The following is a 15,952-nucleotide window of genomic DNA, read 5'->3' as shown; positions in this document are numbered from 1 at the left end:
GCCGGCGCCGCGGGCACGCCGCCGATACGCGGCCACCGGCCAATAAATGGCAGAATGTAAGCAGTATCCACCCTGAGGAGATTTTCCATGAGCAAAGCACCTGCGTCCGTTTCCAAGTCAGGCACCCGCACGGTAGCCCCCGGCGCCATTGACCACAGCCAGGAACTCGGCCACGGCAACAGCCCCGCGGCCTGGACCTGCGTCATCGTGATGCTGGTGGGCGCCCTCATCATGTCCATCGCTTTCGTCATCGCCAACACCCCCATCTTCATCGCCGGCGGCGGCGTGATGGTGCTTGGGCTGATCCTCGGCTTCATCATGCGCAAGGCAGGCTACGGCGTCGAAGGCAGCAAGCTGAAGAACTCCGGCCACTGATGGCAACTGTTCTCGATGACATCAACGCCGGTGTCAGGGAGGATATGGACGCGCGGAAACGCCTCGTTTCCCTCGCTGAACTCAAGGACCGGGCCCAGGCCGCAGCGCCTGCCCGCGACGCCTGGGCCGCCCTCGGCGGTACCTCTCCGTCCCGGGAACAGCTGAAAGTCATCGCGGAGATCAAACGCCGCAGCCCCTCCAAGGGCGACCTCGCCGCGATCGGCGATCCCGCCTCCCTCGCACGGCAGTACGCCGACGGCGGCGCCTCCGTCATCAGCGTCCTCACCGAACAGCGTCGCTTCAACGGGTCACTTGCGGACCTCGATGCCGTGCGCGCCGCGGTTGACGTTCCGCTGCTCCGCAAGGACTTCACCCTCGACGAGTACCAGATCTGGGAAGCCCGCGCCCACGGCGCGGACCTGGTCCTGCTGATCGTGGCGGCCCTCTCCGACGCACAGCTCACCGAGTATTCGGCGCTCAGCTCCGAACTCGGCATGAACGTGCTGGTGGAAACGCACACCGAAGAGGAAATTGAACGGGCCGTCGCCGCCCAGGCGCGAATCATCGGTGTCAACGTGCGGAACCTGAAGACGCTCGACGTCGACCGTTCCATCTTCGCCTCCTTGGCGGGGCTGATTCCGGCCGAGGCCCTCGTGGTCGCGGAGTCCGGCGTCCGCGACGTGGACGACGTCACGCACTACGCCGCCAGCGGCGCCAACGCAGTCCTGGTGGGTGAGGCCCTGGTGAGCCACTCCACGCCGCGTGAGCGGATTGCCGAATTTACGGCGGCCGGCGCCGCCGCCATCGCCGCCCGCGGCTGACCGAAACGCCCCTGCACACCACTGTGGACAGGGGCTGTTTGCCGCCCGCGGATCTGTCCCGGCCCCCAGCCGGGATACCACACTTACTGAACGACCTACTGGAACAGGACGGGACTGATGGCTGACGCACCCTCAGCGAACGCTGACAACAACGCCGCGGAAGCATTCCTGCAGGGCGGCTCCCTCAAGCACGCCCCGGGACCCTACTTCGGCAGCTACGGGGGACGCTGGATGCCGGAGTCCCTCATCGCCGCGCTGGACGAACTCGAGGAGACCTTCGACAAGGCCAAGGAGGATCCCGAGTTCCGGGCCCAGATCGCGGACCTGAACAAGAACTACTCCGGCCGTCCCTCCCTCCTGACGGAAGCAAAGCGCTTCTCCCAGCATGCCGGGGGAGTCCGGATCTTCCTCAAACGCGAGGACCTGAACCACACCGGTTCACACAAGATCAACAACGTCCTTGGCCAGGCCCTGCTCGCCAAGCGCATGGGCAAGACCCGCGTCATCGCCGAAACGGGCGCAGGACAGCACGGCGTGGCCAGCGCCACCGCCGCCGCCCTCATGGGCCTGGAATGCGTGGTCTACATGGGCGCGGAGGACTGCCGGCGCCAGGCGCTGAACGTTGCGCGCATGGAGCTCCTTGGCGCCACCGTTATCCCCGTCACCAGCGGCTCGCAGACCCTCAAGGACGCCATTAACGACGCCCTGCGGGACTGGGTGGCAAACGTGGACAACACCCACTATCTCCTCGGCACCGCAGCCGGCGCGCACCCGTTCCCGGCCATGGTCCGGTACTTCCACGAAGTAATCGGCGAGGAAGCCCGCGCCCAGATCCTGGAGCAGGAAGGCAGGCTCCCTGACGCCGTCTGCGCCTGCATCGGCGGCGGTTCCAACGCCATCGGCATCTTCCACGGTTTCCTTGACGATCCGTCGGTCAAGATCTACGGCTTCGAGGCAGGCGGCGACGGCGTGGAGACCGGCCGCCACGCGGCCACCATCACGCTGGGCAAGCCCGGCGTTCTGCACGGCGCCCGCTCCTACCTCATGCAGGACGACGACGGCCAGACCATCGAGTCCCACTCGATCTCCGCCGGCCTCGACTACCCGGGCGTCGGCCCGGAGCACTCCTACCTCGCCGACATTGGGCGCGTCAGCTACGAGCCGATCACGGACAGCGAGGCCATGGAAGCGTTCCGGCTGCTGTGCCGCACTGAAGGCATCATCCCCGCCATCGAGTCCGCGCACGCCCTGGCCGGCGCCATCAAGGTGGGGCAGCGGCTTGCAGACGAAGCCGCCGCCGGCGGCGGGACGGCGCAGGACAAGATCGTGATCGTGAACCTTTCCGGCCGCGGCGACAAGGACGTGGCCACCGCAGCCGAATGGTTTGACCTGTTGGACAAGGATTCCGCCGAGTCGGAAATCGGCAAAGAGGGGGAGCAGCTGTGACCACTGCACAGACCATCAGCAAGTCAGCGGCGGCAATCGACAAGGCCCGCGCCGAGGGCCGCGCCGCCCTCATCGGCTACCTGCCAGCCGGTTACCCGAGCGTGGAACAGACAATCGCCGCCGGTATCGCGCTGGCGGAAAACGGCGCAGACCTCATCGAGATCGGCATCCCCTACTCCGATCCGGTTATGGACGGCCAGGTCATCCAGGCCGCCACCACGGAGGCGCTGGCAAACGGCTTCGCGGTGCGCCAGGTCTTTGACGTCGTGGCAGGCATCACCAGCAGGACCGACGCCGCCGTCCTGGTCATGACCTATTGGAACCCGGTGGTCAGGATGGGTGTGGACGAGTTCTCGCGGCGCCTGGCGGAGGCTGGGGGAGCCGGGCTCATCACCCCGGACCTCATCCCCGACGAGGCCGCCGAGTGGATGGAAGCGTCGGACAAATACGGCCTGGACCGGGTGTTCCTTGTGGCACCGTCCTCCACCACCGAGCGCATGCAGCGGACCGTGGACGCCAGCCGCGGCTTCGTCTACGCGGTGTCCATCATGGGCGTCACCGGCGCCCGGACCTCGGTCAGCACGGCGGCCAAGGACGTGGTGGCTGCGGCCCACGCGGCCGGCGCCGAGCGCGTCTGCGTGGGACTCGGCGTCTCCAACGCCGGCCAGGTCCGCGAGATCGCCGCGTACGCCGAAGGCGTCATCGTGGGCACGGCGTTGGTAGCCGCAATCCGCGACGGGGGAGTGGACGCCGTCGCTGCGCTCACTAAGGACCTCAGCACCGGACTGAGCCGTGACACCGGACTGACAGAGGAAGAAGCCTAATCCATGCAGACCTTCCTTCAGGCAGCCGCCATGGTGCCGGCCAGCATCCCCAGCCCGGACTGGTCCGGCTTCGACATTCCCCTGCCATGGGGGACGCTGCGCATCCACGCCTACGCCCTGTGCATCCTGGCAGGCATCGTGGTGGGCCTGTGGCTTACCTCGGCCCGCTGGGCAAAGCGCGGAGCACCTGAAGGCAGCGTCTGGGACATCGTCGTCTGGGCAATCCCGTTCGGCATCATCGGCGGCCGGCTTTATCACGTCGTTTCGTCCCCGGACGCCTACTTCGGTCCCGGCTTCGACGGCACCGGGGACCTCTCCCTGATCCCGCAGATCCAGCGGGGCGGCCTGGGCATCTGGGGCGCCGTGGTCCTGGGCGTGGTGGGGGCATGGATCGGCTGTCGGCGCAGCGGGGTCAAGCTGAGTGCTTTCCTTGACGCCGCCGCACCCGGGCTGCTGCTGGCCCAGGCCGTGGGGCGCTGGGGCAACTGGTTCAACCAGGAACTGTTCGGCGGCCCCACCACCCTGCCGTGGGGGCTGGAGATCGACGCCGACAACGCCAATTTCCCCGCCGGTGTCGCTGCCGACACCCTGTTCCACCCCACGTTCCTCTACGAATCGCTGTGGAACCTGGCCGGCGTCGTCATCCTGCTCGCCCTGGACCGGAAGTTCAACTTCCGCCGCAGCAGGCTGTTCTGGCTCTACGCGATGTACTACACACTGGGCCGGGTCTGGATCGAAGCCATGCGCATCGACGACGCTGAGCAGATCTCGCTGTTCGGCATCACCACCCGCCTCAATGTATGGACCAGCATCTTCGTTTTCCTGGCAGCCCTTGTGGCGTTCATCCTGCTGGGAAGGAAGAAGCGCACGGAGCCGGACAGTGTATACCTGGAGGGCCGGGAACCGGCGGAAAACCATGAGGCGGAGCCGGATAAAAACGCTGTTTCAGCGTCCGGCGATCGGGTCCGTGATACGGACACCGTTGTCTCAGATAGTGGTTCGCGTGATAATCTCCCTGATAACCAAAGCGGTTCCCGGCGTGCTTCCGTCCCCACGGAAGAAGCCGAGGCTGCGCCGGCAGGCCCCAAGCCAGGACCGGATGCAAACGCTGCCGGAAGTTCCGGCAGCACGGCCACAGGAACCGCGCCGGAAGCCGGCGCTACCAAGTAGCGCGCAGGCCAGGCAGGGCAGCAGAGCCACCGCTCGAAGCGCCCAATCACCACAGTGTCGTGGCATCGGGGCCGCCCTGGACAGCATAGAGCTGCTGCCCAGTGTTGCCCGGGGCAGGGGCCTGCGTAACTGTTAGTTCAGCAGGCTACGCTGACCTACAATTTCCAGTAATCAACACTTTGTTGTGCCCATAACCGCGGCGCCGACGAGTGGGGCCAACGGTGTCCCTTCCATACGCACGATCAGGAGGAAGGACGTCTCCCATGAGCCAAACTCTTCACACTCCCAGCTGGTCCGAACCGGACCAGCCTGAGGTTGCCATGTCGCCGTTCAAGCGCTTCGCCGCGCTGCCGGAGGCAAGCGGGCTGTACAACCCGGAGCAGGAGAAGGACGCCTGCGGTCTTGCGATCATCGCCACGCTCCGAGGTGAGCCCGGGTACGACATTGTGGACGCCGCCCTCACCGCCCTGCGCAACCTGGAGCACCGCGGTGCCGTGGGCGCTGACGAAGGCACCGGTGACGGCGCAGGCCTCCTGATGCAGATCCCGGATGAGTTCTTCCGCGCGGTCACGGAGTTCGAACTTCCCGCCCCGGGCCAGTACGTTGCCGGCACCGCCTTCCTCCCCGCCGAACAGCGCGAGGCCGACGCCGCCAAGGCAGGCATCGAGGGCCTCGCGGCTGACGAGGGCCTAAAGGTCCTCGGCTGGCGTGAGGTGCCCATCGTCGCCGACCTCGTCGGTGCCATGGCTCGCGCCTGCATGCCCTACTTCTCCCAGCCCTTCCTGGCGTCCGCCACGGGCGAGGAGCTGGACCGCAACGAGCTGGACTCCCGCGCCTGGCGGATCCGCAAGCGCGCCCAGAACAAGTTCGGCGTCTACTTCCCGTCGCTGTCCTCGCGGACCATCGTCTACAAGGGCATGCTCACCACCGCCCAGCTCGAGCCGTTCTACCCGGACCTCTCGGACAAGCGCTTTAAGACCAAGCTCGCGATCGTCCACTCGCGCTTCTCCACCAACACTTTCCCGTCCTGGCCGCTGGCCCAGCCGTTCCGCACCATCGCGCACAACGGCGAAATCAACACGGTCAAGGGCAACCGCAACTGGATGCGCGCCCGCCAGTCCCAGCTCGCCAACCCGCTGCTGGGCGACTCGCCGGAAGAGCTGTACCCCATCTGCACCCCCGGCGCCTCGGACTCCGCGTCCTTCGACGAGGTAGCCGAGCTGCTGTGGCTCTCCGGCCGCCCCATCACCCACTCGATCATGATGATGATCCCGGAGGCGTGGGAAAACCACGCCACCATGGACCCGGCCCGCCGTGCTTTCTACGAGTACCACTCCCTGCTCATGGAGCCGTGGGACGGACCGGCAGCTGTTTCCTTCACCGACGGCAACCTGGTGGGCGCGACCCTGGACCGCAACGGCCTGCGTCCGGGCCGCTTCTGGATCACCGAGGACGGCCTGATCGTCTTCGCCTCCGAGGTGGGCGTCATCGACGTCGAACCCTCCAAGGTGGTCAAAAAGGGCCGCGTGTCCCCGGGCAAGATGTTCCTGGTGGACACCGACGCCGGGCGCATCATCGACGACGAAGAGGTCAAGGCGGAAGTCGCTGCCGCCAACCCGTGGGCGGAATGGGTCAAGGACAACCTGATCGACCTGAACGACCTGCCCGAGCGCGAGCACGTGGTCCACACCGCCGCGTCGGTGAACATCCGCCAGCGCACCTTCGGCTACACCACCGAGGAACTGAAGATCCTGCTGGGCCCGATGGCCCGCACCGGTGCAGAGCCGTTGGGCGCCATGGGTTCGGATACCCCGGTGGCCGTGCTGTCCAAGCGTCCCCGGCTGCTCTTCGACTACTTCGTGCAGTCCTTCGCGCAGGTGACCAACCCGCCGCTGGACGCCATCCGCGAAGAGCTGGTCACGTCGCTCACCTGTGCCATCGGCCCCAACGGCAACCTCCTGGACACCAAGCAGGTCCGCCAGCCCCAGGTCCAGCTGCCGTTCCCGGTCATCAACAACGACCAGCTCGCCAAGATCGCCAACATTGAAGATGCCGACGGCAACCGCGTCGCGATGAAGGTCCGCGGGCTCTACCGCCCCGAAGGCGGCGAGAACGCGCTCCGTGCCCGGCTGACGGAAATCTGCGAGCAGGTATCCGGCGCCATCAACCGCGGCGTGCAGTACATCGTGCTGTCCGACCGTGATTCGAACGCGCAGTGGGCGCCCATCCCGTCCCTGCTCCTGGTCAGCGCAGTGCACCACCACCTGCTCCGCAGCGCCAACCGGACCAAGACTGCTCTGGTGGTCGAAGCCGGCGACGTCCGCGAGACGCACCACGTCGCAGTCCTGATCGGGTACGGCGCGTCCGCCGTCAACCCCTACCTGGCCATGGAATCGGTGGAGCAGCTCATTGCCGCCGGCGACGTTACCGGGGTCACCCCGCAGGACGGCGTCTACAACCTCATCAAGGGCCTGGGCAAGGGCGTCCTGAAGATCATGTCCAAGATGGGCATCTCCACCGTTGCGTCCTACACCGGCGCCCAGACTTTCGAAGCGCTGGGCCTGGGCCAGGAACTGGTGGATGAATTCTTCGCCGGCACCCACTCGCAGCTTGGCGGCGTGGGCCTGGACGTCATTGCGGCCGAGGTTTCGGCACGGCACCAGATGGCGTACCCCGAGGGCGGCATCGAGCAGCCCCACCGTCCGCTCCTCGGCGGCGGCGAGTATCAGTGGCGCCGCGACGGCGAGCCGCACCTGTTCAACCCGGAGACCGTCTTCCGGCTGCAGCACGCTACCCGTGAGCGCCGCTACGACATCTTCAAGGCGTACACCAGGGGAGTGGACGACCAGTCCCAGAACCTGATGACCCTCCGCGGCCTGCTCAAGTTCAAGAATGAGCGTCCCGCGGTTCCGCTGGAGGAAGTGGAGCCGGTTTCCAGCATCGTCAAGCGGTTCTCCACGGGCGCCATGAGCTACGGCTCCATCTCCCAGGAGGCCCACGAGACGCTGGCGATCGCCATGAACCAGCTGGGCGGCAAGTCCAACACCGGTGAAGGCGGCGAGGACGTGGAGCGCTTGCTCGACCCGAAGCGCCGTTCCGCGGTCAAGCAGATTGCCTCCGGCCGTTTCGGTGTCACCAGCCTTTACCTGACCAACGCCGACGACATCCAGATCAAGATGGCGCAGGGAGCCAAGCCCGGCGAGGGCGGCCAGCTGATGGCTCAGAAGGTCTACCCGTGGGTGGCCCGGACCCGGCACTCGACGCCCGGTGTCGGACTGATCTCCCCGCCCCCGCACCACGACATCTACTCGATCGAGGACCTCGCGCAGCTCATCTACGATGCGAAGCGCGCCAACCCCTCGGCCCGTGTGCACGTGAAGCTGGTGTCGGAAGTCGGGATCGGCACGGTGGCATCCGGCGTGACCAAGGCGAAGGCCGACGTCGTGCTCGTTTCCGGCCACGACGGCGGAACCGGCGCCTCGCCGCTGAACTCGCTCAAGCACGCCGGTGTCCCGTGGGAGCTGGGCCTCGCCGAGACCCAGCAGACGCTGATGCTCAACGGTCTGCGCGACCGCGTTGTGGTGCAGGTGGACGGACAGCTCAAGACCGGCCGTGACGTTGTGATCGCTGCGCTGCTGGGCGGCGAGGAGTTCGGCTTCGCCACCGCCCCGCTGGTGGTGGAAGGGTGCATCATGATGCGCGTCTGCCACCTGGACACTTGCCCGGTGGGTGTGGCCACGCAGAACCCGGAGCTCCGGGCACGCTTCAGCGGAAAGCCCGAGTTCGTGGTCAACTTCTTCGAGTTCCTGGCAGAGGAAGTCCGCGAAATCCTGGCTGAGCTGGGCTTCCGGAGCCTGGAAGAGGCCATCGGCCACGCGGAGGTCCTCGACGCCCGGGATGCCGTCAACCACTGGAAGGCCGACGGCCTGGACCTGGATCCGATCCTGCACGGGCTGGAGTTCGACGACGACGCCCCGCTGCGGAACATGACTGGCCAGAACCACGAGCTGGACAAGCACTTCGACCAGCGGCTGATCACCATGGCAACTGAGGCCCTCACGGACCGCAGCCCGGTGAAGATCTCGGTGGACGTGATCAACACGGACCGTTCAGTGGGCACCATGCTGGGACATGTGGTCACCAAGACGTTCAGCACGGACGTCCTGGCCACGGACACCATCGACGTCACCCTCAGCGGCACCGCCGGCCAGTCCCTGGGCGCCTTCCTGCCCGCAGGCATCACCCTGCGGCTGTTCGGCGACTCCAACGACTACGTGGGCAAGGGCCTTTCCGGCGGGCGCATCATCGTCCGCCCGGACCGCACCAACGTCTTCAAGGCCGAGACCAATGTCATCGCCGGCAACGTGATCGGCTACGGCGCCACGAGCGGCGAGATGTTCCTCCGCGGCCAGGTGGGCGAACGCTTCCTGGTCCGCAACTCGGGCGCCACCGCCGTCGTCGAAGGCATTGGCGACCACGGCTGCGAGTACATGACCGGCGGCCAGACCCTTATCATCGGGCGCACCGGTCGCAACTTCGGTGCCGGCATGTCCGGCGGCACCGCCTACGTCCTTGACCTGGACGCTGCCAAGGTCAACAAGGACGCCCTGCAGTCCGGTGAACTCCAGCTCCGCGAGCTGGATGCCGAGGACCGCGACATCGTGCACGGCCTCCTGGTCAAGCACGTTGAAGAAACTGATTCCCAGCTGGCCGCGCGCCTCCTCGAGAACTTCGATGACACCGCTGCCCGCATTACCAAGGTGCTGCCGCGCGACTACGCGGCTGTGCTGCAAACCCGTCTCGACGCCATCGAAGAGGGCCTGGACCCCGACGGCGAAGAAGTGTGGTCTCGAATCCTGGAGGTAACCGGTGGCTGATCCACGCGGATTTTTGAAAGTACGTCAGCGTGAGACCCAGCCGCGCCGTCCCGTTCCCGTCCGCATCATGGACTGGAAGGAAGTGTACGAGGCGCAGGAGAAGGGCACCCTGAAGGCCCAGGCCGGCCGCTGCATGGACTGCGGCGTGCCGTTCTGCCACCAGGGCTGCCCGCTGGGCAACCTCATTCCCGAGTGGAACGACCTCATGTGGCGGGACAAGGGCGAGGAAGCCATCGAGCGCCTCCACGCCACCAATAACTTCCCTGAGTTCACCGGCCGGTTGTGCCCCGCCCCGTGCGAGGCGTCCTGCGTGCTGGGAATCAACCAGCCTGCCGTGACCATCAAGCAGGTGGAAGTCTCCATCATCGACGAAGCCTGGGACAACGGCTGGGTCAGCCCGCTGCCTCCCGCACGCCTGACCGGAAAGACCGTTGCCGTCGTCGGCTCCGGGCCTGCCGGGCTGGCCGTCGCGCAGCAGCTGACCCGCGTGGGCCACACCGTGGCCGTGTACGAGCGCGACGACAAGATCGGCGGCCTGCTGCGCTACGGCATCCCCGACTTCAAGATGGAAAAAGAGCAGGTCGACCGCCGCATCGAGCAGATGAAGGCGGAGGGAACCCGCTTCCGCACCGGTGTAGCCGTGGGCACGGACGTTACCTGGGAGCAGCTGCGCAGGCGCTATGACGCCGTCGTGGTCTGCACCGGCGCCACCGTTCCGCGGGACCTGCCCATCCCGGGCCGCGACCTCGAAGGCGTGCACTTCGCCATGGATTACCTGGTTCCCGCGAACCGCGTGGTTGCGGGGGAGCCGGTGGAGAACCAGATCCATGCCCAGGGCAAGCACGTTGTCATTCTTGGCGGCGGCGATACCGGGGCGGACTGCCTGGGCACGGCGCACCGCCACGGTGCTGCGTCCGTCACCACGCTTGCCATCGGCAAGCAGCCGCCTTCAGAGCGGGCGGGCCACCAGCCGTGGCCCACGTTCCCCACGCTCTTCGAAATGGCCAGCGCGCATGAGGAAGGCGGCGAACGCACCTACCTTGCCTCCACCGTGGAGTTTGTCGGTGAAAACGGCAAGCTGACCGGCGTCAAGGTGGCCGAAACGGAATTCGTGGACGGTAAGCGGCTGCCCAAGGCCGGTACGGAGCGGATCATCCCTGCGGACCTGGTCTTCCTGTCCCTGGGCTTCACCGGGGCCGAGCCCGCAGGCATCACCGAACAGGTCAGCGCAGAGTTCGACGGCCGCGGCAATGTGTCCCGCGACGGTTACTACATGACGAACACCGAGGGTGTCTTTGTTGCCGGCGATGCCGGGCGTGGCCAGTCCCTGATCGTCTGGGCCATCGCCGAGGGACGCGCCGCTGCAGCAGCAGTGGACAAGTACTTGATGGGCAGCACCATCCTGCCCGCACCCGTGGCGCCCACCGACCGGGCCATCGCCGTCCTCTAGTGCAGCATCGAGGGTTCACCTCCACGACAACTTAACCAATGCAAGAGACCAATAGGGTAGGTATATGAGACGCGCAAAAATTGTGGCTACGTTCGGCCCGGCAATTGCCAGCTACGAAAACACCCTCGCGGTGCTGGAGGCCGGCGTTGACGTCGCCCGTATGAACATGAGTCACGGCGACTACTCCGTGCATGACAACACCTACGAGAACGTGCGGAAGGCTGCAGCCGATCTTGGCAAGGCTGTGGCCATCATGGCCGACCTGCAGGGACCCAAGATCCGCCTGGGCCGGTTCGTTGACGGTCCGCACGCCCTTGCCGTGGGTGACACCTTCACCATCACCACCGAGGACGTCCCTGGCACCAAGGACATCTGCTCCACCACGCTGAAGAGCCTGACCGAGGACGTCAACGTGGGCGACGCCCTGCTGATCGACGACGGCAAAGTGGCCCTGCGTGCCACGGCTGTGGACGACGTCAAGGTTGTAGCAGAGGTGACCGTGGGCGGCATGGTGTCCAACAACAAGGGCATCAACCTTCCCGGTGTTGCCGTCAACGTCCCCGCACTGAGCGAAAAGGACGAGGACGACCTCCGCTGGGCCATGCGCCGCGGTGTTGACCTGGTGGCCCTGTCCTTCGTGCGTGACGCCTCGGACATCGCCCGCGTGCACGAGATCATGGACGAGGAAGGCCGCCGCGTGCCGGTCATCGCCAAGATCGAAAAGCCGCAGGCTGTGGAGCAGCTCCCCGAGATCATCGACGCGTTCGATGCCATTATGGTGGCCCGTGGCGACCTTGGCGTAGAGCTTCCGCTGGAGGAAGTGCCGATCGTCCAGAAGCGTGCCATCGAACTGGCCCGCCGCTGGGCCAAGCCGGTCATCGTGGCAACCCAGGTCCTGGAATCCATGATCGACAACCCCCGCCCCACCCGCGCCGAGGCCTCAGACTGCGCCAACGCAGTCCTGGACGGTGCGGACGCTGTTATGCTCTCCGGCGAGACCAGCGTGGGCAAGTACCCGATCGAGACGGTCAAGGTGATGGCCCGGATCATCGAGTCCACCGAGGTCCACGGCCTTGAGCGCGTTCCTCCGCTGGGCACCAAGCCCAAGACCCGCGGCGGCGCCATCACCCGTGCCGCCGTCGAAATCGCCGACCAGCTGGACGCCAAGTACATCTGTGCTTTCACCCAGTCCGGCGACTCCGCGCGCCGTCTTTCGCGCCTGCGCCCCATCAAGCCGGTCTTCGCGTTCACTCCGGTGGAGCAGGTCTGGAACCAGCTGGCGCTGACCTGGGGCATCCAGCCGGTGCTGGTCCAGATGGTGGATCACACCGACGAAATGACCGCACAGGTTGACCGCAGTCTCCTGGAGATGGGCCTCGTTGACGATGGCGACCTGGTGGTTATTGCCGCCGGGTCGCCTCCCGGAAAGGCCGGCTCCACCAACTCCCTCAAGGTGCACAAGGTGGGCGACCTCGCCGACTCCACACGTGTTGGCGAAGCCGCCAGCAACAAGGAAAAGCTCGGTCCCTGGCCGGAAAAGAAGAAGAAGGCCTAGGCTTTCGGATAAGAAAAGGACCCCTGCCGGTTGGCAGGGGTCCTTTCTTCTGTCTATGACAGTGCAGTTAGTTGACCTGGTTGATGATGGTCTCTGCCACTTCGCGCATGCTAAGGCGGCGGTCCATGGAGGTCTTCTGGATCCAGCGGAAAGCTTCCGGCTCTGTAAGGCCCATCTTGGTGGTGAGGAGGCTCTTGGCGCGTTCCACGAGCTTGCGGGTGGCGAACTGCTCCTGGAGGTCGGAGACCTCGCTTTCGAGGGCCTTGATCTCCTCGTGGCGGGAGAGGGCGATCTCCAGGGCCGGGATGAGGTCGGCCGGGGTGAAGGGCTTGACCACGTAGGCCATGGCGCCGGCATCGCGGGCGCGCTCGACGAGTTCCTTCTGGCTGAAGGCGGTCAGCAGCACCACGGGGGCGATGCGGGCCTTGACGATCTTCTCTGCTGCGGAAATGCCGTCCATCACGGGCATCTTGACGTCCATCAGGACCAGGTCCGGCTTCAGCTCTTCAGCCAGCTGGACGGCCTTCTCGCCGTTGTCTGCTTCGCCGATGACGTCATAGCCTTCGCCGCGCAGGATTTCGATGATGTCGAGGCGGATGAGGGTTTCATCCTCGGCCACAACGACGCGGCGCGCCGGCTGGGACGTGGGTTTTGACTCCGTCTGTTCAGTCACGGGATCTCCTTGGAAAGGTACGGCGGGGACATCACTATCTTAGGTGCGCCCGGTCCTGTACTTGATCTGCATGGTCAGGTGCGGCGTCGGCGGCGCGATTCTGGAATTCAGCCTATCTGCATGTAGAGTAATTCCGCGTACGTGAAACGATCGCGTTGCTCACAATCAGCTGTGGGCGTAGCCTTTTGCTTCATGTAATCCGCGCCCGAGTGGCGGAATTGGCAGACGCGCCGCACTCAAAATGCGGTATCGAAAGGTGTGTGGGTTCGAGTCCCACCTCGGGCACGACGTTTTCCCTCGTCAGAGGCGAATTTGCTTTGACGTGTGTACAAAGCTTGCATTGCGTCCAATGACGGGTTGGGTTGCGGACTGTGGCTTGGCCGCCGCGTGGCCTATTCAGGTGTGTGGGTGGCGGGTTCAGTGCCCTGGCCGGTGGGCCCTCCGCCTGCTCCGACTGTGTTCTGGCGCTTCCTCGTTCCGGTTTTCTCGGTAGGACCGGGTGTGCCCTGCACCTGAACATGAGCCGGGGGAGCGGGAACGACATGACTTCGGGGACTTTTCCTTTCGGACCTTCGTGCGCGGCTCTTCCCGGGTGATCAGGAGCGCTGCCCCGGGCGTCTGCCGTGCCAAAGAAGTGTTGACAGTGTCAACACTTACATCTGCTTTAGGGAACGTGCACGTGCCTGACTCTCACACCTGTCAGGTTGGGGTGTAGCTCATCAAGAAAAGGCAACCTCCTACTCACTCGCACGAGCAGCCGGTATTCGGACTTAAATTTGTCCTCAAGGCTTAATGACCGGTGCGGAACCAAGTTGTCGCGTCCTCTGGTTCACGTTCACACGATCTATTGGCGGGACTCCCGAGTTGTGCCGCATGGCACTCCGTGGTTGATGCGAACGGTGTACTTGCCGTAATGGCGTTGTATGACCAAAATTCCCTGCCTGCGTTCAAGAGCGGCGGGTATTAGCCTGCTGATCGCACGTTGAGCTTCTCGTCTGTGCTTTTGAAGTCCTCGATAGCGATGACTTCAAGGGACAGCGGAAAGCGCCGGGTTTGGGAACAGACCGCCTGACACTCTTGTCCAAACCGCCTGCTGCTTGTCAGCCCTTTCGGCGGTAGACCCTGCCGAACGACTTGCCAAGATCCCGCTCAGTCCGACGCGCTCCTCGGCGCCTTTGCCTTTCGGCCCAGGCTTGCTTGATTAACGAGTTCTGTCATCCATGGCCGGTGCCCGCGGTGGTACACGACTCCGTCGGGCAGTCCCCTGACGGAGGGGACCGAATTGGCAATGTCGATGGTTATTCGGCCGTCGCCCAGGGGAGCGTTCGTGATGTGCAGGTCGCCGTATGACTTTGGAAGAACGGGATCCAGCCAGAACCCTCCGCGGGAAACGTGAGTGTCATACCGCATCAGGCTAGTCACCAGCAGGATTGGAGTAGTCGCCGCCCACGCCTGCGGGGAACAGGCTGTCGGGTAGGGCACCGGTGCGGTGAACTCGTCCCGGCTGAAACCGCAGAACAGCTCGGGCAGGCGGCCGTCCGAGTATTCGGCCGCCTCGAGCAGCGCTGTGGAGATCCGTTGTGCTTCCGCCGTGAAGCCGTAGCGCAGAAGGCCGGCCATAATGAGCGCGTTGTCGTGGGGCCAGACGGATCCGTTGTGGTAGCTCACGGGGTTATAGGCCCCCATGTTACTGGCCAGGGTCCTTACTCCCCAGCCGCTGAACATTTCCGGGGACATCAGATGGTTGACAACCCGTGGGGCCTTGTCCTCATCTACGATGCCAAGCCACAAACAGTGGCCCATGTTGGAGGCGCATGAGTCAACCTGCCGCTTCTGCCCGTCGAGGGCGACGGCGTAGTATCCGCGTTCCGGAATCCAGAACTGCTCGTTGAACTGTTTTTTCAGCTGCTTCGCCCGCTCGGCGAGCTCGTCACCGAGAGTGACGTCGCCGTCGTCGTAGGCCATCCAGGCACGGGCCGAGTAAGCGGCGTAGACATAAGCCTGCACCTCACAGAGTGCGATTGGTGGTGCGGCTAAAGAGCCGTCGGCGAAGTTGATGCCATCCCAGGAGTCCTTCCAGCCCTGGTTGATCAATCCCCCTGGGTTGAGACGTTCATATTCAACGAACCCGTCACCGTCTTTGTCTCCATAATCCCGTATCCAGTCCAAAGCCCTGTCCGCATGGGGCAGGAGGGCGCCGATGATGTCTTTGGCGAATCCCCAGCGGCTGACTGATCCTAGGGTCATTACGAACAGGGGAGTGGCGTCTACGCTGCCGTAGTAGATGGACTTGCCTCCCAGGGATAAACCGCTGGATACATCGAGCCTAACTTCATGCAGGATCTTTCCCGGCTCCTCCTCGCTTATGGGGTCAACGACGGTTCCTTGCCGGTCTGCCAGTGTCTGGAGCGTCCCCAGCGCCAGGGACGGGTCCACGGGCAGCGCCATTTCAGAAGCCCATAGCGAGTCGCGGCCGAACAGGGTCATGAACCATGGCGCCCCGGCGGCCACAACCACCCGCTCCGGGTAATTCGGGTCCTCAATGCGAAGGGCACCTAGATCGTCATAACTGCGTCGCAGGGTCCGTTCGATGGAGCGGTTTCCCATCTGCAGCACGGGGATCTTCGCCACCCACGCCTGCCGGCGCCGGTCGCTTGGCGACAGTCCGTCCTCCTCAGTGTGGGCGAACGCGGCGACAGCGGCGCCCTCGGTGCGGGCTCTCTCAGAGTCGGGCATGACAGTGAGGACCGTGCTCCACTGC

General features: G+C 65.2%; 10 protein-coding genes and 1 tRNA gene. 9 read left to right on the top strand and 2 right to left on the bottom strand.

Features of this window, described 5'->3' with window-relative positions:
- Nucleotides 1-87: 87 nt before the first annotated feature.
- The 8 genes from AC5RUQ_RS17990 (at nucleotide 88) to pyk (ending at nucleotide 12,518) form a co-directional block, all read left to right on the top strand.
- Nucleotides 88-375, top strand: coding sequence for an HGxxPAAW family protein (locus AC5RUQ_RS17990; protein WP_458778783.1), 288 nt, complete (start codon nucleotides 88-90; stop codon nucleotides 373-375).
- Nucleotides 375-1,196, top strand: coding sequence for an indole-3-glycerol phosphate synthase TrpC (gene trpC / locus AC5RUQ_RS17985; protein ID WP_493948693.1), 822 nt, complete (start codon nucleotides 375-377; stop codon nucleotides 1,194-1,196). The genes AC5RUQ_RS17990 and trpC overlap by 1 nt, the downstream gene beginning before the upstream one ends.
- A 117-nt stretch (nucleotides 1,197-1,313) precedes the next feature.
- Nucleotides 1,314-2,642, top strand: coding sequence for a tryptophan synthase subunit beta (gene trpB / locus AC5RUQ_RS17980; RefSeq protein ID WP_493948692.1), 1,329 nt, complete (start codon nucleotides 1,314-1,316; stop codon nucleotides 2,640-2,642).
- Nucleotides 2,639-3,466 (top strand): tryptophan synthase subunit alpha, encoded by an 828-nt coding sequence (trpA, locus tag AC5RUQ_RS17975; protein WP_493948691.1) that lies wholly within the window; start codon nucleotides 2,639-2,641, stop codon nucleotides 3,464-3,466. Before trpB ends, trpA begins: the two co-directional genes overlap by 4 nt.
- Nucleotides 3,467-3,469: 3 nt before the next feature.
- Nucleotides 3,470-4,636 (top strand): prolipoprotein diacylglyceryl transferase, encoded by a 1,167-nt coding sequence (gene lgt, locus AC5RUQ_RS17970; protein ID WP_493948690.1) that lies wholly within the window; start codon nucleotides 3,470-3,472, stop codon nucleotides 4,634-4,636.
- Between the two features lie 263 nt (nucleotides 4,637-4,899).
- Entirely contained in the window at nucleotides 4,900-9,513 is a 4,614-nt protein-coding gene (gene gltB / locus AC5RUQ_RS17965; RefSeq protein WP_493948689.1) for a glutamate synthase large subunit, read from the top strand.
- Complete coding sequence (locus AC5RUQ_RS17960; protein WP_493948688.1) at nucleotides 9,506-10,963, top strand: glutamate synthase subunit beta; 1,458 nt, start codon at nucleotides 9,506-9,508, stop codon at nucleotides 10,961-10,963. The genes gltB and AC5RUQ_RS17960 overlap by 8 nt, the downstream gene beginning before the upstream one ends.
- 64 nt (nucleotides 10,964-11,027) lie before the next feature.
- Nucleotides 11,028-12,518 (top strand): pyruvate kinase, encoded by a 1,491-nt coding sequence (gene pyk / locus AC5RUQ_RS17955; protein WP_493948687.1) that lies wholly within the window; start codon nucleotides 11,028-11,030, stop codon nucleotides 12,516-12,518.
- 67 nt (nucleotides 12,519-12,585) lie between these two features.
- Here pyk and AC5RUQ_RS17950 read toward each other — a convergent pair whose 3' ends face one another.
- Complete coding sequence (locus tag AC5RUQ_RS17950; protein ID WP_163163231.1) at nucleotides 12,586-13,191, bottom strand: ANTAR domain-containing response regulator; 606 nt, start codon at nucleotides 13,189-13,191, stop codon at nucleotides 12,586-12,588.
- Nucleotides 13,192-13,394: 203 nt separating this feature from the next.
- On the opposite strand from AC5RUQ_RS17950, the gene AC5RUQ_RS17945 reads away from it, so the two are divergent.
- Nucleotides 13,395-13,476, top strand: a tRNA-Leu gene (locus tag AC5RUQ_RS17945).
- A gap of 864 nt (nucleotides 13,477-14,340) precedes the next feature.
- Here AC5RUQ_RS17945 and AC5RUQ_RS17940 read toward each other — a convergent pair.
- Nucleotides 14,341-15,952 (bottom strand): amylo-alpha-1,6-glucosidase (locus tag AC5RUQ_RS17940; RefSeq protein WP_493948686.1); only part of this gene is annotated, 1,612 nt, incomplete at its 5' end.

The sequence above is a fragment of the Arthrobacter sp. MDT2-3 genome (assembly GCF_059090465.1).
The sequence above is the reverse complement of the archived record's forward strand: the minus strand, read 5'-3'. Positions and strand labels throughout refer to the sequence as shown.

Bases quoted from the DNA above. Each gene is read 5' to 3' on its own strand.
- pyk (WP_493948687.1), top strand. From the start codon at position 11,028: ATGAGACGCGCAAAAATTGTGGCTACGTTCGGCCCGGCAATTGCCAGC.
- gltB (WP_493948689.1), top strand. From the start codon at position 4,900: ATGAGCCAAACTCTTCACACTCCCAGCTGGTCCGAACCGGACCAGCCT.
- AC5RUQ_RS17990 (WP_458778783.1), top strand. From the start codon at position 88: ATGAGCAAAGCACCTGCGTCCGTTTCCAAGTCAGGCACCCGCACGGTA.
- trpC (WP_493948693.1), top strand. From the start codon at position 375: ATGGCAACTGTTCTCGATGACATCAACGCCGGTGTCAGGGAGGATATG.
- trpB (WP_493948692.1), top strand. From the start codon at position 1,314: ATGGCTGACGCACCCTCAGCGAACGCTGACAACAACGCCGCGGAAGCA.
- lgt (WP_493948690.1), top strand. From the start codon at position 3,470: ATGCAGACCTTCCTTCAGGCAGCCGCCATGGTGCCGGCCAGCATCCCC.